At 57.0% G+C, this 17,707-nt stretch carries 16 protein-coding genes and 1 tRNA gene; 8 read left to right on the top strand and 9 right to left on the bottom strand.

The window, feature by feature from the left end; translation table 11 throughout:
* Nucleotides 1–16: 16 nt before the first annotated feature.
* Nucleotides 17–844: a 23S rRNA (guanosine(2251)-2'-O)-methyltransferase RlmB gene (rlmB, locus tag RX330_RS15750; RefSeq protein WP_317243582.1), complete on the bottom strand. Its 828-nt coding sequence runs from the start codon at nucleotides 842–844 to the stop codon at nucleotides 17–19.
* A gap of 206 nt (nucleotides 845–1,050) precedes the next feature.
* Between rlmB and RX330_RS15745 the strand changes: the two genes are divergently transcribed.
* The 5 genes from RX330_RS15745 to RX330_RS15725 all read left to right on the top strand — a co-directional run bounded on the left by RX330_RS15745 (nucleotide 1,051) and on the right by RX330_RS15725 (nucleotide 7,978).
* Nucleotides 1,051–1,136 (top strand) — tRNA-Tyr (locus tag RX330_RS15745).
* A gap of 403 nt (nucleotides 1,137–1,539) precedes the next feature.
* Entirely contained in the window at nucleotides 1,540–3,972 is a 2,433-nt protein-coding gene (gene hsdR / locus RX330_RS15740; RefSeq protein ID WP_317243581.1) for an EcoAI/FtnUII family type I restriction enzme subunit R, read from the top strand.
* A 3-nt stretch (nucleotides 3,973–3,975) separates the two neighbouring features.
* Nucleotides 3,976–4,842 (top strand): FRG domain-containing protein, encoded by an 867-nt coding sequence (locus tag RX330_RS15735; RefSeq protein ID WP_317243580.1) that lies wholly within the window; start codon nucleotides 3,976–3,978, stop codon nucleotides 4,840–4,842.
* On the top strand, nucleotides 4,839–6,293 hold the full coding sequence (locus RX330_RS15730; RefSeq protein WP_317243579.1) for a class I SAM-dependent DNA methyltransferase: 1,455 nt from the start codon (nucleotides 4,839–4,841) through the stop codon (nucleotides 6,291–6,293). Before RX330_RS15735 ends, RX330_RS15730 begins: the two co-directional genes overlap by 4 nt.
* On the top strand, nucleotides 6,290–7,978 hold the full coding sequence (locus tag RX330_RS15725) for a restriction endonuclease subunit S (RefSeq protein WP_317243578.1): 1,689 nt from the start codon (nucleotides 6,290–6,292) through the stop codon (nucleotides 7,976–7,978). Before RX330_RS15730 ends, RX330_RS15725 begins: the two co-directional genes overlap by 4 nt.
* A gap of 133 nt (nucleotides 7,979–8,111) precedes the next feature.
* On the opposite strand, the gene RX330_RS15720 is transcribed toward RX330_RS15725, so the two are convergent.
* The 3 genes from RX330_RS15720 to RX330_RS15710 all read right to left on the bottom strand — a co-directional run bounded on the left by RX330_RS15720 (nucleotide 8,112) and on the right by RX330_RS15710 (nucleotide 10,008).
* On the bottom strand, nucleotides 8,112–8,975 hold the full coding sequence (locus RX330_RS15720) for a Kiwa anti-phage protein KwaB-like domain-containing protein (RefSeq protein WP_317243577.1): 864 nt from the start codon (nucleotides 8,973–8,975) through the stop codon (nucleotides 8,112–8,114).
* Nucleotides 8,972–9,487, bottom strand: coding sequence for a hypothetical protein (locus RX330_RS15715; RefSeq protein ID WP_317243576.1), 516 nt, complete (start codon nucleotides 9,485–9,487; stop codon nucleotides 8,972–8,974). Before RX330_RS15715 ends, RX330_RS15720 begins: the two co-directional genes overlap by 4 nt.
* A gap of 137 nt (nucleotides 9,488–9,624) precedes the next feature.
* The gene (locus tag RX330_RS15710; protein WP_317243575.1) at nucleotides 9,625–10,008 is read right to left on the bottom strand and encodes a hypothetical protein; all 384 of its coding nucleotides are present in this window, start codon (nucleotides 10,006–10,008) and stop codon (nucleotides 9,625–9,627) included.
* Between the two features lie 261 nt (nucleotides 10,009–10,269).
* On the opposite strand from RX330_RS15710, the gene RX330_RS15705 reads away from it, so the two are divergent.
* Nucleotides 10,270–11,844 carry a recombinase family protein gene (locus RX330_RS15705; RefSeq protein WP_317243574.1) on the top strand — a complete coding sequence of 525 codons (1,575 nt, stop codon included), beginning with the start codon at nucleotides 10,270–10,272 and terminating at the stop codon, nucleotides 11,842–11,844.
* 319 nt (nucleotides 11,845–12,163) lie between these two features.
* Here RX330_RS15705 and RX330_RS15700 read toward each other — a convergent pair whose 3' ends face one another.
* The 4 genes from RX330_RS15700 to RX330_RS15685 all read right to left on the bottom strand — a co-directional run bounded on the left by RX330_RS15700 (nucleotide 12,164) and on the right by RX330_RS15685 (nucleotide 14,110).
* Nucleotides 12,164–12,946 carry a hypothetical protein gene (locus tag RX330_RS15700; RefSeq protein ID WP_317243573.1) on the bottom strand — a complete coding sequence of 261 codons (783 nt, stop codon included), beginning with the start codon at nucleotides 12,944–12,946 and terminating at the stop codon, nucleotides 12,164–12,166.
* Nucleotides 12,947–12,971: 25 nt separating this feature from the next.
* The gene (locus RX330_RS15695; protein ID WP_317243572.1) at nucleotides 12,972–13,256 is read right to left on the bottom strand and encodes a hypothetical protein; all 285 of its coding nucleotides are present in this window, start codon (nucleotides 13,254–13,256) and stop codon (nucleotides 12,972–12,974) included.
* On the bottom strand, nucleotides 13,253–13,432 hold the full coding sequence (locus tag RX330_RS15690; protein WP_317243571.1) for a hypothetical protein: 180 nt from the start codon (nucleotides 13,430–13,432) through the stop codon (nucleotides 13,253–13,255). The genes RX330_RS15695 and RX330_RS15690 overlap by 4 nt, the downstream gene beginning before the upstream one ends.
* Nucleotides 13,433–13,585: 153 nt before the next feature.
* Nucleotides 13,586–14,110 carry a hypothetical protein gene (locus RX330_RS15685; RefSeq protein WP_317243570.1) on the bottom strand — a complete coding sequence of 175 codons (525 nt, stop codon included), beginning with the start codon at nucleotides 14,108–14,110 and terminating at the stop codon, nucleotides 13,586–13,588.
* A gap of 807 nt (nucleotides 14,111–14,917) precedes the next feature.
* Here RX330_RS15685 and RX330_RS15680 point away from each other — a divergent pair.
* On the top strand, nucleotides 14,918–15,238 hold the full coding sequence (locus tag RX330_RS15680) for a hypothetical protein (protein WP_317243569.1): 321 nt from the start codon (nucleotides 14,918–14,920) through the stop codon (nucleotides 15,236–15,238).
* 537 nt (nucleotides 15,239–15,775) lie between these two features.
* Here RX330_RS15680 and RX330_RS15675 read toward each other — a convergent pair.
* Nucleotides 15,776–16,555, bottom strand: a complete 780-nt coding sequence (locus RX330_RS15675) for a type II CAAX endopeptidase family protein (RefSeq protein WP_317243568.1) — start codon at nucleotides 16,553–16,555, stop codon at nucleotides 15,776–15,778.
* A gap of 438 nt (nucleotides 16,556–16,993) precedes the next feature.
* On the opposite strand from RX330_RS15675, the gene RX330_RS15670 reads away from it, so the two are divergent.
* Nucleotides 16,994–17,704 (top strand): Crp/Fnr family transcriptional regulator, encoded by a 711-nt coding sequence (locus RX330_RS15670; protein WP_317243567.1) that lies wholly within the window; start codon nucleotides 16,994–16,996, stop codon nucleotides 17,702–17,704.
* The last annotated feature ends 3 nt before the right edge of the window (nucleotides 17,705–17,707 follow it).

The following is a 17,707-nucleotide window of genomic DNA, read 5'->3' as shown; positions in this document are numbered from 1 at the left end:
GGCTTGTGGCAGCCGCCTACTTCATCAACCCGAGCCGGCTCGCGCCGACATAGAGCGAAAGCACGGCGGCGTTGGAGACGTTGAGGCTCTTGATCTCGCCGGGCATGTCGAGCCGCGCCACGACGCTGCAGGTCTCGCGGGTCAATTGTCGCAGACCCTTGCCTTCGGCGCCGAGCACCAGCGCGAGCGGCTCGCGCAGCGCGACGTCCGACAGGTCCTCGCTGCCCTCGCTGTCGAGGCCCACGGTCTGGAAGCCAATTTCGTTCAGCGTGGTCAGCGCGCGCGCGAGGTTCTGCACGGTCACAACGGGCACCAGCTCCAGCGCGCCGGAGGCGGCCTTGGCGAGCACGCCGGTGGCTTCCGGGCTATGGCGCGCAGTGGTGATGATCGCCTTCACCGCGAAGGCTGCGGCGGAGCGCAGGATCGCGCCGACATTGTGCGGATCGGTGATCTGGTCGAGCACCAGCACCATGCCCTCCTGCTTCAAGGTCTCGATATCAAGCGAAGGCAGAGGATCGGCTTCCGCAAGCAGGCCCTGATGCACCGCGTCGGGCGACAGCAGGCGGTCGATCTCCTGGGGCCGGACGATCTCGGGGGAGACGCGGGTTTCGATATTCTCGTCCGCAAGCCGCTTCGCAGCGTTCTCGGTCAGCGTCAGCTTGCGGATCCGCCGCTCCGGGTTGGCCAGGGCCATGGTCACGGTGTGCCAGCCATAGAGGATGACTGGCCCGTCGGCGTGCGAATCGCGGTCGCGCCAGGCCGGCCGGCCGGCCGATTTCCCGGGCCTGTTGAAGGGCTTAGCCCCGCCGCGGGAGCCTCTGGGGGTGAATTTTCGATCCTTCATGGGCTCGCTTGTGTCACGGGTCCCGGAATATGGCAATTTGGGTGGCTTCGAAGGCGATTTTAGCTGTTCGCCTCGGTTGACTTTGCCCCACCGGATCGCCCATAACCGCGCCCGGTCGCGCCCCCATCCGGGCTGTCGCGGCCTTCACGTTCCATGGCCGTCTTCGGTCGCCGGCAAGGTCCGGCCCGATTGTGCTGCCGTCGAGCGGGGGAGTGTCCCGAGTGGCAAAGGGAGCTGACTGTAAATCAGCCGCCTCATGGCTTCGCAGGTTCGAGTCCTGCCTCCCCCACCAACTTGAAAATACAAAAGAATTTCAGATTTTGTGGGCCGGCGCCTGAGAGCGCCTCCTCAAAAGTTGTCCTCGAAGCCCCACTCCAAGCCCCAATGACTCTTGAGCTGAGAAAGCCTGCGGGAGACGCGATGCTCAGCGAAGAGCGAACCCGCTGGCTTGAATGAGAGAAAGTCTAGCCCTGGCACGGGCGTCGGACCGCTTTGCATGTCCTGTCTCACCCGCCAAGCGAGTCGCTGTATCAGCCATACTGTTTAGTGCCGAACATTCGCGGAGGACTTCATCACCTAGTTGTTTCATGCTCAACTTTCGCGCATTAGAGGTTCGAGATTAGGTCCGGGGCAACTCACTCATCTGAAACTGCATTCGCCTGGCGCGCTTCGCGCCGCAAAAAAGCTTGCCATCAATGGACAAACGCTCATTAAGCGAACGAGATATTTGCACGAAGTACATCACGCCAGCGCTGCGCGATGCTGGCTGGGACGAAATGCTGCAAATTCGCGAGGAGGTCGGCTTTACCAAGGGCCGCATCATCGTGCGTGGCAAACTGGTCACGCGTGGGAAGGCCAAGCGCGCCGACTACGTCCTCTACTACAAGCCGAACATCCCGCTGGCGCTCATCGAGGCTAAAGAAAATTCTCGTAGTGTCGGTGACGGCATGCAGCAGGCGCTGGACTACGCCGCCACTCTCGATATTCCCTACGTGTTCACCTCGAACGGTGATGGATTTGTGTTCCACGACCGCACCGGCGACAGCACGCCGCGCGAAGTGAACCTTGATCTCAATGCCTTCCCGTCGCCGACCGACCTATGGGCGCGCTACCGTGCCTGGAAGGGCCTCGACGCTGAAGCCGAAAATATCGTCCTTCAGGACTATTTCGATGACGGCAGTGGCAAGGCGCCTCGCTACTATCAGGTCAACGCCGTCAACGCCGCAATTGAGGCTATCGCCAAGGGGCGCGACCGTGTGCTGCTGGTGATGGCGACCGGCACCGGCAAGACCTATACCGCGTTCCAGATCATATGGCGGCTTTGGAAGGCCGGCCGCAAGAAGCGCATTCTGTTTCTGGCCGACCGCAACGTGCTGATCGACCAGACGATGGTCAACGACTTCCGCCCGTTTGGCGCGGCGATGGCTAAGCTTTCGACAAACGCCAAAACGATCGAGCGGCAGGACGGTACAACCGTCGATCTGCCATTGGCGCTGGACAAAAAGCGGCGGATAGACACTGCCTTCGAAATCTATCTTGGGCTCTATCAGGCAATCACCGGGCCCGAAGAGCGGCAAAAGATCTATCGTGAGTTTTCGTCCGGTTTCTTCGACTTGATCATAATCGACGAGTGCCATCGCGGCAGTGCGGCCGAAGACTCCGCGTGGCGCGAGATACTGAGCCATTTTTCGGGGGCCACCCAGGTCGGTCTCACGGCCACACCCAAGGAGACAGCTTACGTCTCCAACACCGACTATTTCGGCGATCCGGTTTTCACGTACTCATTGAAGCAGGGAATCAGCGATGGCTTCCTTGCCCCCTATAAGGTGATCAAGGTTCATATTGACCGCGACATCGAAGGCTACCGCCCGGAACTCGGGCAGCTCGATCGGGACGGCAACGCTGTCGAAGACCGCATCTACAACGCAAAGGACTTTGACCGAAACATAGTACTCGATGACCGTACGTTGCTGACCGCTAGGAAGATCACCGAGTTCCTCAAAGAAAGCGGCGACCGCTTCCAGAAGACCATCGTGTTTTGTGTCGATGAAGAGCACGCAGCTCGCATGCGGCAGGCTCTCGTCAACGAAAACGCCGATCTCGTGGAAGAGAATCATCGCTACGTGATGCGCATCACTGGTAGCGACAAAGAGGGTCAGGATCAGCTCGGCAACTTCATCGACCCCGAGTCGAAATATCCCGTGCTTGTGACGACCTCGCGGCTGCTGTCAACCGGCGTCGACGCGCAGACCTGTCGGTTGATCGTGCTTGACCGGCCAGTCGGTTCGATGACGGAGTTCAAGCAGATCGTTGGTCGTGGCACGCGCGTTCATGAGGACACGAAGAAGTTTTTCTTCACGCTGATCGACTTTCGCGGCGCGACCAATCACTTTGCCGACCCAGAGTTTGATGGCGAGCCGGTGCAAATCCATACAGCTGGCGAGAACGACCCGATCACACCTGTCGAGGGACTGGGGGAGAGCGAGCAGGCGACCTATGAACCGCCACTCGACGAAACGATCGTCGATCAGCCGAATGTGCCTCTGCCGGTTGGCGATCCGATCCGCAAGATTTATGTGGATGGCGTTGGCGCGCGCATCATCGCTGAGCGGGTGGAATACCTCGACGAGAATGGAAAGCTGGTCACGGAGACCTTGCGGGACTTCACCAGGGCGGCGTTGAAGAAGCGTTTTGCCAGTCTCGACGATTTCCTCAAGCGCTGGAAGTCCGCCGAACGCAAGAAGGCGCTCATTGACGAGTTGGAGGCGGAGGGGCTGTCCCTCGATGCCCTCGTCGAGGAGCTCGGTAAGAACCTTGACCCCTTCGACTTGATCTGCCACGTCGCTTTTGACAAGAAGCCGCTGACTCGCCGCGAGCGTGCAGAGAACGTGAGGAAGCGCGACGTGTTCACGAAATACGGACCGCAAGCTCGCGCGGTGCTTGACGCTCTGCTCGACAAGTATCGCGACGAGGGAGTTCTGAATCTCGATGATGCCAATGTGCTGAAGGTGACACCATTTACGAGCATGGGCAGCGTCGTCCAATTGATAAAGGCGTTCGGCGACAAGGATGGGTTCGAGCAAGCTGTCCGCGAAATGCAGAACGCCCTCTACGAGGCGGCAGGTTAAAAAATGGAGACCATAGGGAGTCAGACAATTTGGGGTTTGTACGACCGGAGTTCTGTTCCAGAGGCGGTCTCAAACACAGTCGTTCGACGTGGCCCCGGGCATAGCGTAAAATCGTACGTCGACTTAGCTCAGAAGATCGCGGCGCTGCAGTTTCTTAATCGGGAGCACGTCCTTCTTTTTCGAGGACAAAGTAACGACTATCTAACTAGATCAGGCCTGACGACCATAAAGCCCACCATCTTTCGATCGTCTCGGACGGGAAAGATCCCATCGCAACAGACTCTCGCAAATCGGTTCACGGTTCTGAGAGATGCGGAGAAAAAGCTAATCTCCCGCTACGAAGGCGCGGAATTTGTGGGCGCTGACAGGCTGGCGCGTCATCGGCTTCTAAGATGGTCTATCTTGCAGCACTACGAAGTATGCCCGACCCCGTTGCTCGATGTTTCGCATTCTCTTCGAGTTGCGGCTTCATTTGCGACATCGGACGAGTCGGATGAGGCGTTCGTATATGTGTTGGCCGTGCCAAACCTGAGTGGCGCCATCACCGCCAGCTCAGAGGCCTCAATGCAGATTGTTCGCCTTTCGAGCGCGTGTCCTCCATCGGCCATGCGGCCCCATCTTCAAGAAGGTTATCTTCTTGGAGAGTACCCTGAGATTGCGGACATAACGCCACTAGGTGGATACCTACACAGCGAAATGGACTTCGGTCGGCGATTGGTGGCTAAATTTCGCTTCAACCCCGAGACGTTTTGGAAAAGCGACACTTTCCCAAAATTGGCAATCAAAGCGCTCTATCCCACCGGCAACAGGGACCCTGTCGAGCAGACAATGCTTGAGCTTAAGGCTGAGATTGAAGAGGAAATGTCGTGATCGTCCGCACAACCGTCAAATCTATTCAGGACGTCATGCGTCAGGACGTGGGCGTGGACGGCGATGCCCAACGCATCAGCCAGCTCACTTGGCTGTTCTTTCTCAAGATCATCGACGATCAGGATCAGGAACTCGAACTGACCAAGGATGGCTACCGCTCACCAATCCCGAGGCGTTTTCAGTGGCGCAATTGGGCGGCAGACCCGGAAGGCATCACCGGTCAGGCCATGCTCGACTTTGTGAATGATGAGCTATTCCCGGCGCTGAAGGGCCTGAAACCCACCGGCCAGCCAGGCGACCGTCGCCGGGTGGTGCGCGATGTATTTGAGGACGCCTACAACTACATGAAATCTGGCCAGCTGCTGCGACAGGTCGTCAATAAGATCAGCCAGATCGACTTCAACAACCTCGATGAGCGGCGGCACTTTGGCGAGTTCTACGAACAGCTACTCAATGATCTTCAATCCGCCGGCAATGCCGGCGAATACTACACGCCTCGCGCCGTCACAGCCTTCATGGTCGACCGCATCGATCCGCATCCAGGCGAAGTCCTGTTCGATCCGGCTTGCGGCACCGGCGGGTTTTTATCTTGTGCCATCAATCACATGGAAAAACACTACGTCCGCACACCCAAGCAGCGCGAGAAGATGCAGGGCGCTCTGAAGGCGGTCGAGAAGAAGCAGTTGCCGCATATGCTCTGTGTCACCAATATGCTGCTGCACGGCGTTGAGGACCCCAGCTTCGTGCGCCACGACAACACGCTGGCTCGGCCTCTGGTTTCCTGGAGCAAGGACGAGCGCGTCGATATTGTCGTCACCAACCCGCCTTTTGGCGGTAAGGAGGAGGACGGCATCGAGAACAATTTTCCGACCTTTCGCACCAAGGAAACAGCGGACCTTTTCCTTGCGCTGATAGTGCGCCTGCTAAAGACCGATGGTCGCGCTGCGGTGGTGCTGCCTGACGGCACGCTGTTCGGCGAGGGCATCAAGACCCGACTCAAAGAACATTTGATGGAGGAGTGCAATCTCCACACTATCGTTCGCTTGCCCAACTCAGTGTTCAAGCCCTATGCTTCAATCGGAACCAACCTGCTGTTCTTTGAGAAAGGCACACCGACCAAGGACATCTGGTTTTACGAGCATCGAGTGCCGCCAGGCCAGAAGGCCTATTCGATGACCAAGCCAATCCAGCTGGAGCATTTTCAAGACTGCATCGACTGGTGGGGCGGCAAGGAGCGCAACGGTCGCGAGGAGACGCCGCAGGCGTGGAAGGTGACGGCCGAGGAAGTCAAAGCGCGCAGCTTTAACCTCGCCATCAAGAACCCCCACGCTGTGGCAGACGATCACGGAGACCCCGAAACGCTGCTGGCTGAGCTTGCAGCCGCCGAAGCTCAGGCGGGTACTCTGCGGGACCAGTTGAAAGCGATACTTGCGGAAGCGCTTTCGCGATGAACGCAGAACGCCTATTAGCGCACTATCATGAGATCGCGGACGTACCCAACGCGGTGGCTCGCCTACGGCGTTTCATTCTTGATCTGGCCGTACGCGGTAAGCTTGTGCTGCAAGATCCTAACGACGAACCAGCGTCGGAATTGTTGAAGCGAATCGCGAATGAAAAAGATCGTGAGAACAGGAAGCGCAAGGCGCTCCCCGATGTGAATGAGCCGCCGTTCGACGTGCCGCGGAATTGGCGTTGGACGCGTGTCCGCGAAGTTACTAGCGATCGAGCGCAGCAAGTCCCACAATCGAAGTTCACTTACATCGATGTAACAGCAATCGACAAGGAGGCTGGCGTTGTTGCCGCTCCGAAGGTCTTGGAAGCGAGCGACGCTCCAAGCCGCGCGCGCAAGGTCACGCGAAAGGGCGACGTTATCTATTCCTGCGTCCGCCCATATTTGTTGAACGTTGCGGTCATTGAAACTGACTTCGACCCGGCGCCGATTGCTAGCACCGCATTCGCGGTCCTCAATGGGCACGGTCACGTGTTGCCGCGTTATATGTGGATAGTGCTGCGCAGTCCGTTCATGGTGGAGTGCGTTGAAGAGAATCAACGTGGCCAAGCCTATCCGGCAATCAACGACGCAGATTTTGCCGTGCTGCCGTTTCCTCTTCCTCCGCTCGCTGAACAGCACCGCATTGTGGGTAAAGTTAATGAGCTGATGGGCCTGTGTGACCGGCTAGAGCTAGCGCGGGCGGACCGTGAGGCGGCGCGCGACCGGCTAGCGGCAGCGAGCCTCGCACGCCTCAATACGCCCGAGCCCGAAACCTTCCAGGCTGATTCCCGCTTCGTCCTCGACGCTCTGCCGGCGCTGACCACCCGCCCCGACCAAATCAAGCAACTACGCCAAACTGTCCTTAACCTGGCCATGCGCGGGAAGCTCGTGCAGCAGGATGCGAACGACGAACCGGCGTCTGAACTGCTAAACCGAATTGCGAACGAGAAAGGTAGATCGCGACGGGGGCCCGTTTCGATCAATCCGGAAGACGAGCCCTACGCACTGCCCAAAACGTGGAAGTGGGCAGCACTTGACCAACTCATTGTATCGGGACCACAAAACGGTATCTCGCCGAAGCCTACCAAACGCGAGGATGCGCCTAAAGCGATAAGTCTAACCGCGACGACGAGCGGCACGTTTAACCCGATCTATTTCAAGTACGTTGAAGCAAACATCCCGATCGGATCGGATTTCTGGCTCAAGGATGGCGACCTTCTCTTTCAACGCGGAAACACACGTGAGTATGTCGGGATGGCAGCGGTATATAGAGGGCCGCCGAATACGTTCCTCTTTCCCGATCTGATCATGAAGGTTCGTGTGTCCGGCCACGTGTGCCTCGACTATGTACATCTGGCGTCGATATCGCCGGCCAGCCGAGAGTTTCTCTCGTCGAAGGCATCTGGTGCGCAGGCGACAATGCCTAAGATAAATCAAGGAACGCTTGTTTCACTGCCCATTCCCCTTCCGCCTCTCGCAGAACAACGCCGCATCGTTGCCAAGGTCGAAGCACTAATGGCGCTGTGCGATCGGCTGGAAGCAAGCCTCGCCTCCGTCGCCGACGCCCGCCGCCAACTGCTCGACGCGCTGCTGGCCGACGCGCTGGTGCCGGTGGCCTCCCAGGAATTGGAGGCAGCAGAATGAGCAGTCTTCCCGTCAAGCCTCGTCGTATCTGGCTACGCCCACTTTATGTGTTTAGTCATGAAGAGGGCGGCTGCCATGAATAGCAGATCCTTAACTTCCGTCTGCCGACGTATAGGCGAACAGATCACCCTCGCTAAACGCGCCTTTTCGAGTTGGAGAGATGCGGGGTGCTCGAAAGTACAGACTGGAAGTAATCTTCATCCAAAAAACGAAGAAGCTTCTTGAGTTCGGCCTTTTTCTCTGGAAGGACCAAAGCGACTTTGTCCCCATTAGCCTCGGTCTCTAGGTTGATACCGAAAACGAGTGCGGCGGCCTTCGTTGCCTCGAAGTCGATAGTCTCCAAGATGCCGCTCTGCATGACCAGCGCGATCTTGCCCCGAATCCAGTTATCGGACGCAGCTACAAAGGTTGCGAGATCCTTCACCTTCAGAGCTTCGCTGGCCGCAAAACTATTCAGATCTTCGTCGGTCGCTTCCCTGAAGTACTGACTGAGATCAAAGATTTGTCGTGCTGAGTGAAAGCTGAAAAATGATAACCTGCCGTCCTCTAAAATGGCGGAAAGGTTGGCGCCAATCGTTAAGCCAACACCTTCGACCTTTTTGAAAACGTCAGCTGAGTGAAAAATTGCGAAGCCCTTGTTGGAAAGAACCTTTCTCTTATCGAAATTTTGAACGAGGGCAATTCTCTTGCCGTCTTGGCTCTTTCCCATAAAAAGAGCTTTTATCTTCTCGAACTCATCTGCCTCGGGCGCGATCTGCGGTATGCCCAAAGGATTTGCAATCGCGGCATGGAGTCCATCGATATCATCATAGTCTTCAATGAAGAGACACTCGCCTTCGTCTGGCTTGTATTTTCCATCAAAGGCGATTTGCTCCTCGCTGGACGCTCTGAATTTCTGTTCTTGATTGTTGAAGATCTCGTCCATCTCGCGTTGAACTTCGGCAGTTAGCGGAATACGAACAACTCGTCGATCATTCATCAAGGCGAACAGATTCACTTGGCGATCTCCAAAAGCATCGAACCGGAGATTCGTTTGACGGTCTTCACGTCCCGAGGGTCAAAAATTTCCCTCTGCGTGATAAGCGTGTAAACCATCCCGTTCGCGGCTTCGATTTTATAGAAACGATACCCGACTAGTCGCATCAGAGGACTCGGTATTGTTGCGTCAGTAAGCCAAAAAACGACCCACACCGCGCAGCCAATCAAAAGAATTGCACCAACCGTGATCTCAGACGCCCTTGCTAGGAACGGGAAGACGTATGTTACCACAACTCCTAAGAGAAGAACGTCGTTAGACTCGATTTTCTTGGCTGCAAAGGGAAATTCTTCGCCCCGCCACTTCAGCACCGTGAGGATATAGACGACCAAGAGGCTGCCGATGAACCCGGCAAAGAGGTAATAGATCGCGTCCCAAAAGGGGCTGCCGGCATAAAGGCGTGCGAGTCCCACGCTGATCAGCGCGGGCGAAAATGCGGCCACAAAAAGAACTGTCTTGAGACTATTCCTCATTCAGCTCTCGGTTTGGCCCGCAAAGAACATAACGTGAATATACGGAATCGTATAGGCAATTGCAAGGCCGAGCATCAACTGGAGGTTTTGTCAGTTCAGCTCCCTTTGAGGCGCGTCGCGCCCTCTCGGTTCCGGCCTCAGTCACTCAGGAGACCGCGTTGCTCGCTTTCAAGCTGACGCATCAGGATGGAAAAGCGAGCGTCGATTTGGTCTGCCACCGCGCGGGGATCGTCGGCTCCATTAATCATCCAGTGATTCTGGATAGTAACAGGTCCTCGGGTCGTCGTGCCCTCGCTAGAACTGGCAACCACCGAAGCGCCGTCCGCGGTCAGGCTGCGCAGCTTGTCGTTCGACTCGATACGGCCGGACATGCCGGGCACGAAGAGCTCATCATTCCGTCCGCGCACCAAGGTTCGGCCAAAGCGATCGAGGATCTTTTCTAATGGAGCGTCGTATCTTCCGTGCACCGCGCGATGTGTGCTCGCGGGCTCCTGTTTGGGGTGTCCTTCTTGTCTTGCCACTCGTGACGCCAAGCACGGCAACGGCTGTCAGGATTCTTCACCGCTGGCGCGCCAACGCTCGGTACAATGGATGGCGGACGCCTGTTGGCGCGACAGTTCCGGTGAAAAGCTTAAATGTCCTGCGATTTCGCACCAAGCGCCGAAGGTCCAGTTTCATCACCTTCGCGCCGACGTGTCTGATGGCTTATGGAGCCACAGGGCGTTTCCAGTGGCGCTGCCGGCAGCAAAGTTGTATAGATGAAAAGGATATCGCGCAGCGGAATGCCAGCAGTGCCGGAGCAGCGCGCGCTTGTCGCTCGTAGGGAGAGTCTACCTCAGACGCAAAAAGCGCAACGAGCCGCGCAGTACGTCCGTATGTCCACTGACTACCAAAAATATTCGATTGAGAATCAAGCTGTGGTCATTGCTGCCTACGCACAGCTTCACGGGCTCTCAATTGTGAGCACCTATCGCGATGAAGGTGAAAGCGGCTTGCTGATTAAGAACAGGATGGGCCTTACTCAGTTGATCGCTGACGTTAGCTCAGATCAGATTGATTTTGGCAATATTCTAGTCTTTGACGTCAGCCGTTGGGGGCGCTTTCAAGACGTAGACGAAAGCGCGCATTATGAGTTCATCTGCAAAAAGGCGGGGGTTAAGGTCGCATACTGCGCGGAGCAGTTTGATAACGACGGAAGCCTTCTTTCCAATATTCTGAAGAACATCAAGCGGGTCATGGCGGCCGAGTACAGCCGCGAGCTATCGGCAAAGGTTTTTGCTGGGACCTCGCGGTTGGCTAAGATCGGGTTCAAAATGGGCGGCTCGGCCGGTTTTGGCTTGGAGCGTTGCTTGGTGGACGACCACGCTCAGCTCAAAGGAGTTCTCAAGCCCGGTGAACGCAAATGCTTGGCTGCAGACCGAGTGAAACTACGTCCAGGACCGACGGAGCAAATCGCGATCATTAAGAGGATTTTCGATGATTTTGTTGGAGGAAAGTCTCAATGGAGCATCGCAAAAGAACTAAATCGGGAAGGAGTGGCGACACATAACGGCCGGCTCTGGAGTAACAAGCTTGTAGGCGCAATTCTAAAAAACGAAGCATTCATCGGCAACTACGTCTACAATCGTTCGACGGAAAAACTAGGCACGAAGCGAAGGCACAATCCAAAAGAGCAATGGATAAGGAGCGAGGGCTGCATCACGCCCATTATCGATAAGGCTGCGTTTACACGCGCGAACAAGATCATGGATGAATGGCACGTCGAGATTTCAGAAGACGAGATGCTGCGGCGGGTGCGCAAAGTCCTTCTGAAGAAAGGCAAACTCAGCGCCAAGATTATTAATCAAGCTCCGACGCTTCCACACAGCAACACCTATTATAAGCACTTCGGTAGCCTTCAAAACCTTTACCGATTAATCGACTATCGCGAGAACAATAAACACTGGACGGATCTTACCGCCCACCAGCAGTGGCTCGATATGAACATCGGACATGCTGTGCAGCTTCGGGAGCTTCTTGAGAAGGCTGGTGCCAGTGTCACGATTGAGTCGTCAAGTGATAGCTTGCTGGTGGACGAGATTGTGCACGTCCACTTCGGTTTGGCTAAATGGCGCAACTACGACGGCAAGGTGCGTTGGAGTATGCGCCACCGCGTTCGATGGCATTCAGGCTGGATAGCGGCGATCAGAATGGGCGAGAATAACGCAAGCATTCTTGACTATTTACTACTCCGCGTTCCTCCTCCGGGAGGTCCTCATTTGTGGCTGTCTGAGGAGACGCTCCGCGCTCGCAAGATCGAACCTTTCAAAACTTTCTCTGCGCTTGCTAAATCGCTCATTCGTCGCGTTTGTCGATAGGTCAGTTGCGACGAACTTGAAGCCGAAAACTCGCATCTCGCTTTGCGCGGTCGGCGTTCGTTGGGAACGGACTGAGCGGGGCTCGATGTCGGTAATTGGCCCATTTGCCGACCTCTGGCGCCGTCCGCTAATGCGCCGCTATTGGCGGACAAGTTGACATCAGGCGTGCGCGCTAACGCCATTTTTCGATGTCGCAGCCACTAAGCTCAGCACGGGTCATGTCGCAACTGCGCTTCCTCTGCACGACATAGCGGCGTTCTCGCACACCAGCCCGCTGATTTCGACGGGATGGCTCAAATCAACTTCAAGCCCCGCGCGCTCATGACTTGCGCGGCCAATGTGCAGCACCACGGGCAAACCCGGGCGGAAGCACGATGCCGGCCAGGCCGGCTTCATAGTGGCCAGGCCGCGCCTTGGTGCGCGATACGACAATCTCACGCTGCTCAAGGCGCGGGGTGTCGAAACGCTGTTCATGATGAACCCAGCGCGGCTCTTCCTTGATGACGTTACCATCAGCGTTGGTTCGCACGGGAAGCACATCCCCGTTCGCGAACACCCAGCACTGCTGCATCTCGCGACGCTCGCTCGCTTGCCGACCCGGATGCTGACGGTGCGCGGCGTCGATGCTGCGCACAGGCTCGAAGCCCGGTGCGCATCGGCCAGCTTCGTTAACAGCGCTCGCCTCGGTGTCGATGTCACCGAGCCGAGCGATGATGTCGCCGAGCTTTGCAGCCGTAGCGTCGTACTCGCGAAGCAAGACAACTGCCTGGATCTCAACATCATTGCGTGCATTCTCGACACGCTGGCGGAAGCGTTCTGCCTCGGCTTGCTTCTCGGCCCATGCTTCGGTCGCGAGCGCTTCCGCGTGCGCCTTTTCAAGATCAGCGAGGCGCGCGGCAGCGCGATCGGCAGCGCGCCGGTGCACTTCATATTCTGCTTCGGCCTTCTGATGGGCAGCATCATCCATCAAGCCGAGACCGGCCAGCGCTGCGCCCCGTTTAGCAAGGACAGCGTCATGTTCGGCGCGCGCCTTCTCGATCTCGGTGGCGATGGCGGTGGAAGTAATCGGCTTCTTGCCGAAGAGGGACTTCAGGATGCTCATTGTGGTGGGTCTCTAGTGGATTGAATCACCGCCGCCAGTAGTCGGCAACGGCGTCTGCGCCGGGGTCTCGCGGTGTGACGGCCAATGCCTTCGGGGCAGGTTTCGGAGCGGGCTTCGGTGCACTGGTAGCGAATGCTTCATGAGCGCTGAGCCAGCGGTGATAGGCAACATGCTCGCGGCTCGCGGCGAACATCAGATTGTGCGCCATGCCGTGACGTGCACTGAACTGCGCTTCTGCAAGCTGCCGCTGAGCCGTTGAGTAATCTGCGGACGCCGCCTGAAGGTCGGCGAGAAGCTTGGCGCGGCTCATTGGGCATCTCCGCCGGCTGCAATCCAGGTCTGAAGCTGTTCGGCCGGATAAGCAGGTCGGTCGCCGATTAACAAAAACGGGGGGCCATCGCCACGCTTGGCGAGGTTGCGGAGGGTCTTTGCGCAACGGCCGATCCGCTTTGCGGCCTGGGTGCGCGAGAGATAGATCTTAGACATGGGCATCCATCTAAAAAAAACTGGCCGGTGCATCTGGCTACGAAACACACCGGCCAAGGCTGACGACCGGCTTTACTTGGTGTGGAGGAGAACCAAGCAACGGGAGCAGTATGGGAACATCAGGGGCGGCTGTCGGGATCGTTTCGGTATCCCTTAAGCCACTTTACGGCGGCGCTTCTGGTTGTCGTTGGCGGGGATGCGAGCGAGGCGCGCTTCATGCTCGGCCAGAATGGTGCCGCGCTCGTCTGCCCGCATGCGGAGAAGCTTTTGCTCGACGCCGATGTCGATCAGAGCGGCCCAGGTCTGCGGGATATTCATCCGCATCTTGAGAGCTAGCGCGGTGAGTTCGCCCGCGAGTTCAGGGTGGTCCAGCGCTTCAAGTGCGGCGACGGGGACAAGTCCGAACCCGAGAGTTGCTAGCACGGCTTCAACCGACTCCAAGCCCGGCCGATTCTTCTTTCTCCACGCCTTCAGCGTAGCATGCTGCACGCCGCTACGTTCGGCCACGTCAAGGTAACGCAGCTTTTGCCGCGCCATTTCGGCAAAGACCAATTTCACATGCGGCCCCACCCTGCCGGGCATCGTGACCGTGCGGGGGTTTTTGCGGCGCTTTCGGTTCAAGGGTGCAACCGGCGCGGTGCGGAAGTCGGAGGGATACAGCGGAAGAGCGTCGGGCATTGGCGGAAATCCTGAGGTTGAAACTGCCCCCAAGATCGGGCGACCAGATATTCCGCTACAGCCTGTTGCAGTCGCCCTCGGGCAGCGCTTCCCGCGTGCTGCCCCAACCGGTTCGAGAACAGAAAGTCACTTTTGAAATTTTATATCTAGCCGGATCGGGCGGTCGCACGTCACCCACACCTAGGGGGCGGCTTCTTAGGACCCAAGAAGGAGCGCCGGCCCTGCGAGATTGCAAATGAAGGACGGGCAAAGAATAGCCCTTCGAGGTGACGGCCATCACTGCCATGCAGGGCAGAACGCTGTTCTCCAACGCTTTAGGCAGGCCTCCGAAGGCAAGCTCACGAGCTCTGTTACGTGACAGCACTTTCGGCTCTGGGCAAGCAAATCCCGGTCTCGTTAGGCGCAGTTGAACAATCATGCCGAACGCGAGCAGCCAGTTCCTCGTTTGCAAGGACATTAATGCGTCTAAAGACGACTTGCTGAGCCAAATGTATCCAAGTAGTGGGCGAGCTGTGATGTTTGACGCGATTCGTCTTGCGTCCATCGGTTCACGCAATGAGTGGTCTTTTTTACAATTCGGCTATGAGTGACGATCGAAAGTTCCCTATCCGATGTATGATCATAGTATTTTTCGCGGTTTTGGTTGGCTGCACGCCATCTACGCGCGTGCCGCCCGAACAAAGAAGCTTCCTTGAGGCAGTATTAAACGCTCAGACCAATTACAAAGCGGCCCCAAATGAATTGTCGGCTGCCGGCCTTCGGAAGGACAGGCACGGCGCAATATGCCGAGTGCTCAGCGGACTAACTGTGTCAGACTGGATCGGCAAAGTTGCAGAGCTGAGCACGACCGCAGGCGGCGCCGCTACTCTGAGTATCGAATTGGCGCCTAAGGTGCACGTCCAGACATGGAACAATGCATTCTCAGACGTGGGGTCGAAGACTCTGATCCAACCGGAAACCTCGCTTTTCGCATCGCTGCTGCCCTTAAGAAAAGGCGATGCGGTTCGGTTCTCCGGTAAATTCGAACGCTCGGATAAAGATTGTGTCAAGGAGCAAAGCGTGACTACAGCGGGTTCAATGCTTGATCCCGAGTTTACAATGCAATTCACGGAAGTGAGAAAGATGTAAGCGAGCTTCCCACCGTAACACTCACGCTAATCATCAACGAGTTCAGGAAGATCAGCCCTGACATTACTGCAAACCAGATTTTGTGCTGCTGCACGCCGGAGCCAAACCAGGCATTACCCAAAAGCAGTTGTCTAAGGCCACTGATTTGGCAGACGGCACTATCTCGCGCATCTGCGCACTAATGTCCGACCGTGGACATCAAGGCCGCGAGGGACTGAACGTCTTGAGCATCGATCCCGTCCCGGCGACTTCCGCTCGAAAGGCCAGAAGCTGATCGGCGCAGGCAAGAAGATGTACGCCAAAGTCCGCTGCCTGATGACTTTGGAGGGCCGGTCATTCGAGCTGAATATTTTCAGGCCTCGCGGAACTGATGGGCTAGGCAGCTCGCTGGGCGCCGTCCCATATCGATGGCAGCATGATCCGTTTTGCGATTCGGAAGCTGACTCTGGCCTATGGCCAGCTTAACGTCAGCGATGGGGCATTAACGGACGTCTGCGCAGGGCCATTGCCGGGTGACGATCTAAACGATCCGAATAATTAGTTGGCTTGCGCGAGCCAGGCGATCAACGGATAGGACAGGGTAAGTTGCCCGTTGAAAAGGGTGTGAGCGAACCAAGAGGGAGAGAGCGAGTCGTAGCGCAGACGCAGCGTGTACGTTACCAGACCTAGCAAAATCATCGCTGCACCCCAAACGAGACCGAGCGGAATAATGTGGTTGGCAGCAAAGATCACGGTGCCGAGGGCCAAGATGCTGGAATTTTGCCAACCAATTCGACGCAGCCAAGATACCAAGAGGCCACGGTAGAGGATTTCTTCGGTCAGCGGGGTTGTCACAACGAAAAGAAAAAGGACAATTGCGACTGACTTTGCGTCATGAAAATCGATCCGAACATCCTGACTTCGATTGCCAGTTGCGCTAGTCAACCAGTGTGTCACGATCGGCACGCCGACGGCGACGATCCCGAAACCAATGAGGCTCGCGGCGATAGCAGGCAGCGTTAGTCTTCGAAACTTGAAGACGTCAGAGCGTAACCCCTGACATGCTGTCCAGACCCATGCCAACGCTACAGCAAGCCAACTGCCAACCGCGTACGACAGCAGGCCACAGAGCCTGACGCTAGGTGGTGAAGGCAACTCGGCGCGCGCGCCGTGTACGATGAGCCACACCGCCCAGACAGCAAGTCCCATGGCCATCACAATGACGGCCAGCGCCATAGGGGCCAGAACCAGCATCAAGGCAATGATGCTCTGACGCCATTCGAAGCCGGAGCGAGAAATGACGTTCAGGCTGGCGGGCGAACCCTCGGTTTGCGACATGCGACCAAATTACCCCCTCGTTCGGCGCGCCTGAGGATACGACAACCTTTGCGGGTCATCCAGTCGTGACGCACTATTAAAGGAGCCAGAACGTCGGGTTAGGGTCAAAGCGCGAAGAACTCAGGTTGAGCAAATCTGGTCCGCTCAGGCTCAACGAGCGGACTTCCGACCGCCGAGGCGTAACTTCGCAGATGGGCCAACAGGAGACATCCACGTCCGTCACTGTTTGGATGCCGCTTCATCGCATGTCTCCCAATGCCGGCACTTTCTTTCTTGAACGCTTCCAGCAGCGGCCCTTTTGCTAAAATCATACCGGCTGAGTCATCTACCGGGCAGAACCGAGTTTAGCCTCGTGCTAGGCTTCATTATTGCCGACCATAAACTGGGCGTTGGCAACTGAGAGTTCTTGCACTCCCGCCTTCAAACCGGGAGCGCACGATGATGCTTCACGCCAACGCGATACTAACGTCCCTGTCCGCAGGTGACACTGCCGCCTTGCGACCTCACCTCAAAGCCACGCATCTGCAGCAAAAAACCGTGCTCTATGAAGCGGGCGACACGATCCATGCCGTGTACTTTCCCCTAGGCGCGGTGGTGTCTCTGGTCGTGACGCTTGCGACCGGTGAAACGACCGAGGCAGCAATGGTGGGCAGGGATGGCGCTATCGGCATGGCGTCGGCACTGGATGGAAAAGTCGCGATGAGCAGAGCTATCGTCCAACTGGGCGGCGATGCGTTGGTATGCGATCCGACTGCATTCAAGGGCGCTGCCCTGCAATCAGAGACTCTGATTTCAAAGATAATGCGTCACGAGCAGACCTTGTTCGCGCAAGCGCAGCAATCAACGGCTTGCATGGCGAATCATGAGATTGATGCCCGCCTTTGCCGATGGTTGTTGCGAGCCCGGGACCTGTCCGGAGACGATCATCTTCCTTTCACGCAGGAGTTTCTAGCTGAGATGCTTGGCGTTCGACGGACGAGCGTGACCACCGTAGCTCGCACTCTTCAGGAAGCCGGGATGATCAAATACACGCGCGGCAAGATCGAAGTCATTGATGTCGGAGGGCTGCGTGAAGGAGCCTGCGAGTGTTACGAAACCGTCAAAAATCAGCACCGGCACTTGTTAGGCGAACTACCGACTACGCCTTAGCCG

It is taken from the genome of Bradyrhizobium sp. NDS-1 (genome assembly GCF_032918005.1).
GTDB classification, from domain to species: domain Bacteria; phylum Pseudomonadota; class Alphaproteobacteria; order Rhizobiales; family Xanthobacteraceae; genus Bradyrhizobium; species Bradyrhizobium tunisiense.
This window is presented reverse-complemented; position numbering and strand designations above follow the sequence as displayed.

Coding starts and splice junctions, on each gene's coding strand:
- RX330_RS15695 (WP_317243572.1), bottom strand. CDS start 13,256: ATGAGCCGCGCCAAGCTTCTCGCCGACCTTCAGGCGGCGTCCGCAGAT.
- RX330_RS15675 (WP_317243568.1), bottom strand. CDS start 16,555: ATGTCGCAAACCGAGGGTTCGCCCGCCAGCCTGAACGTCATTTCTCGC.
- hsdR (WP_317243581.1), top strand. CDS start 1,540: ATGGACAAACGCTCATTAAGCGAACGAGATATTTGCACGAAGTACATC.
- RX330_RS15735 (WP_317243580.1), top strand. CDS start 3,976: ATGGAGACCATAGGGAGTCAGACAATTTGGGGTTTGTACGACCGGAGT.
- RX330_RS15715 (WP_317243576.1), bottom strand. CDS start 9,487: ATGAGGAATAGTCTCAAGACAGTTCTTTTTGTGGCCGCATTTTCGCCC.
- RX330_RS15705 (WP_317243574.1), top strand. CDS start 10,270: ATGCCAGCAGTGCCGGAGCAGCGCGCGCTTGTCGCTCGTAGGGAGAGT.
- RX330_RS15670 (WP_317243567.1), top strand. CDS start 16,994: ATGATGCTTCACGCCAACGCGATACTAACGTCCCTGTCCGCAGGTGAC.
- RX330_RS15690 (WP_317243571.1), bottom strand. CDS start 13,432: ATGTCTAAGATCTATCTCTCGCGCACCCAGGCCGCAAAGCGGATCGGC.
- RX330_RS15725 (WP_317243578.1), top strand. CDS start 6,290: ATGAACGCAGAACGCCTATTAGCGCACTATCATGAGATCGCGGACGTA.
- rlmB (WP_317243582.1), bottom strand. CDS start 844: ATGAAGGATCGAAAATTCACCCCCAGAGGCTCCCGCGGCGGGGCTAAG.
- RX330_RS15685 (WP_317243570.1), bottom strand. CDS start 14,110: ATGCCCGACGCTCTTCCGCTGTATCCCTCCGACTTCCGCACCGCGCCG.
- RX330_RS15700 (WP_317243573.1), bottom strand. CDS start 12,946: ATGAGCATCCTGAAGTCCCTCTTCGGCAAGAAGCCGATTACTTCCACC.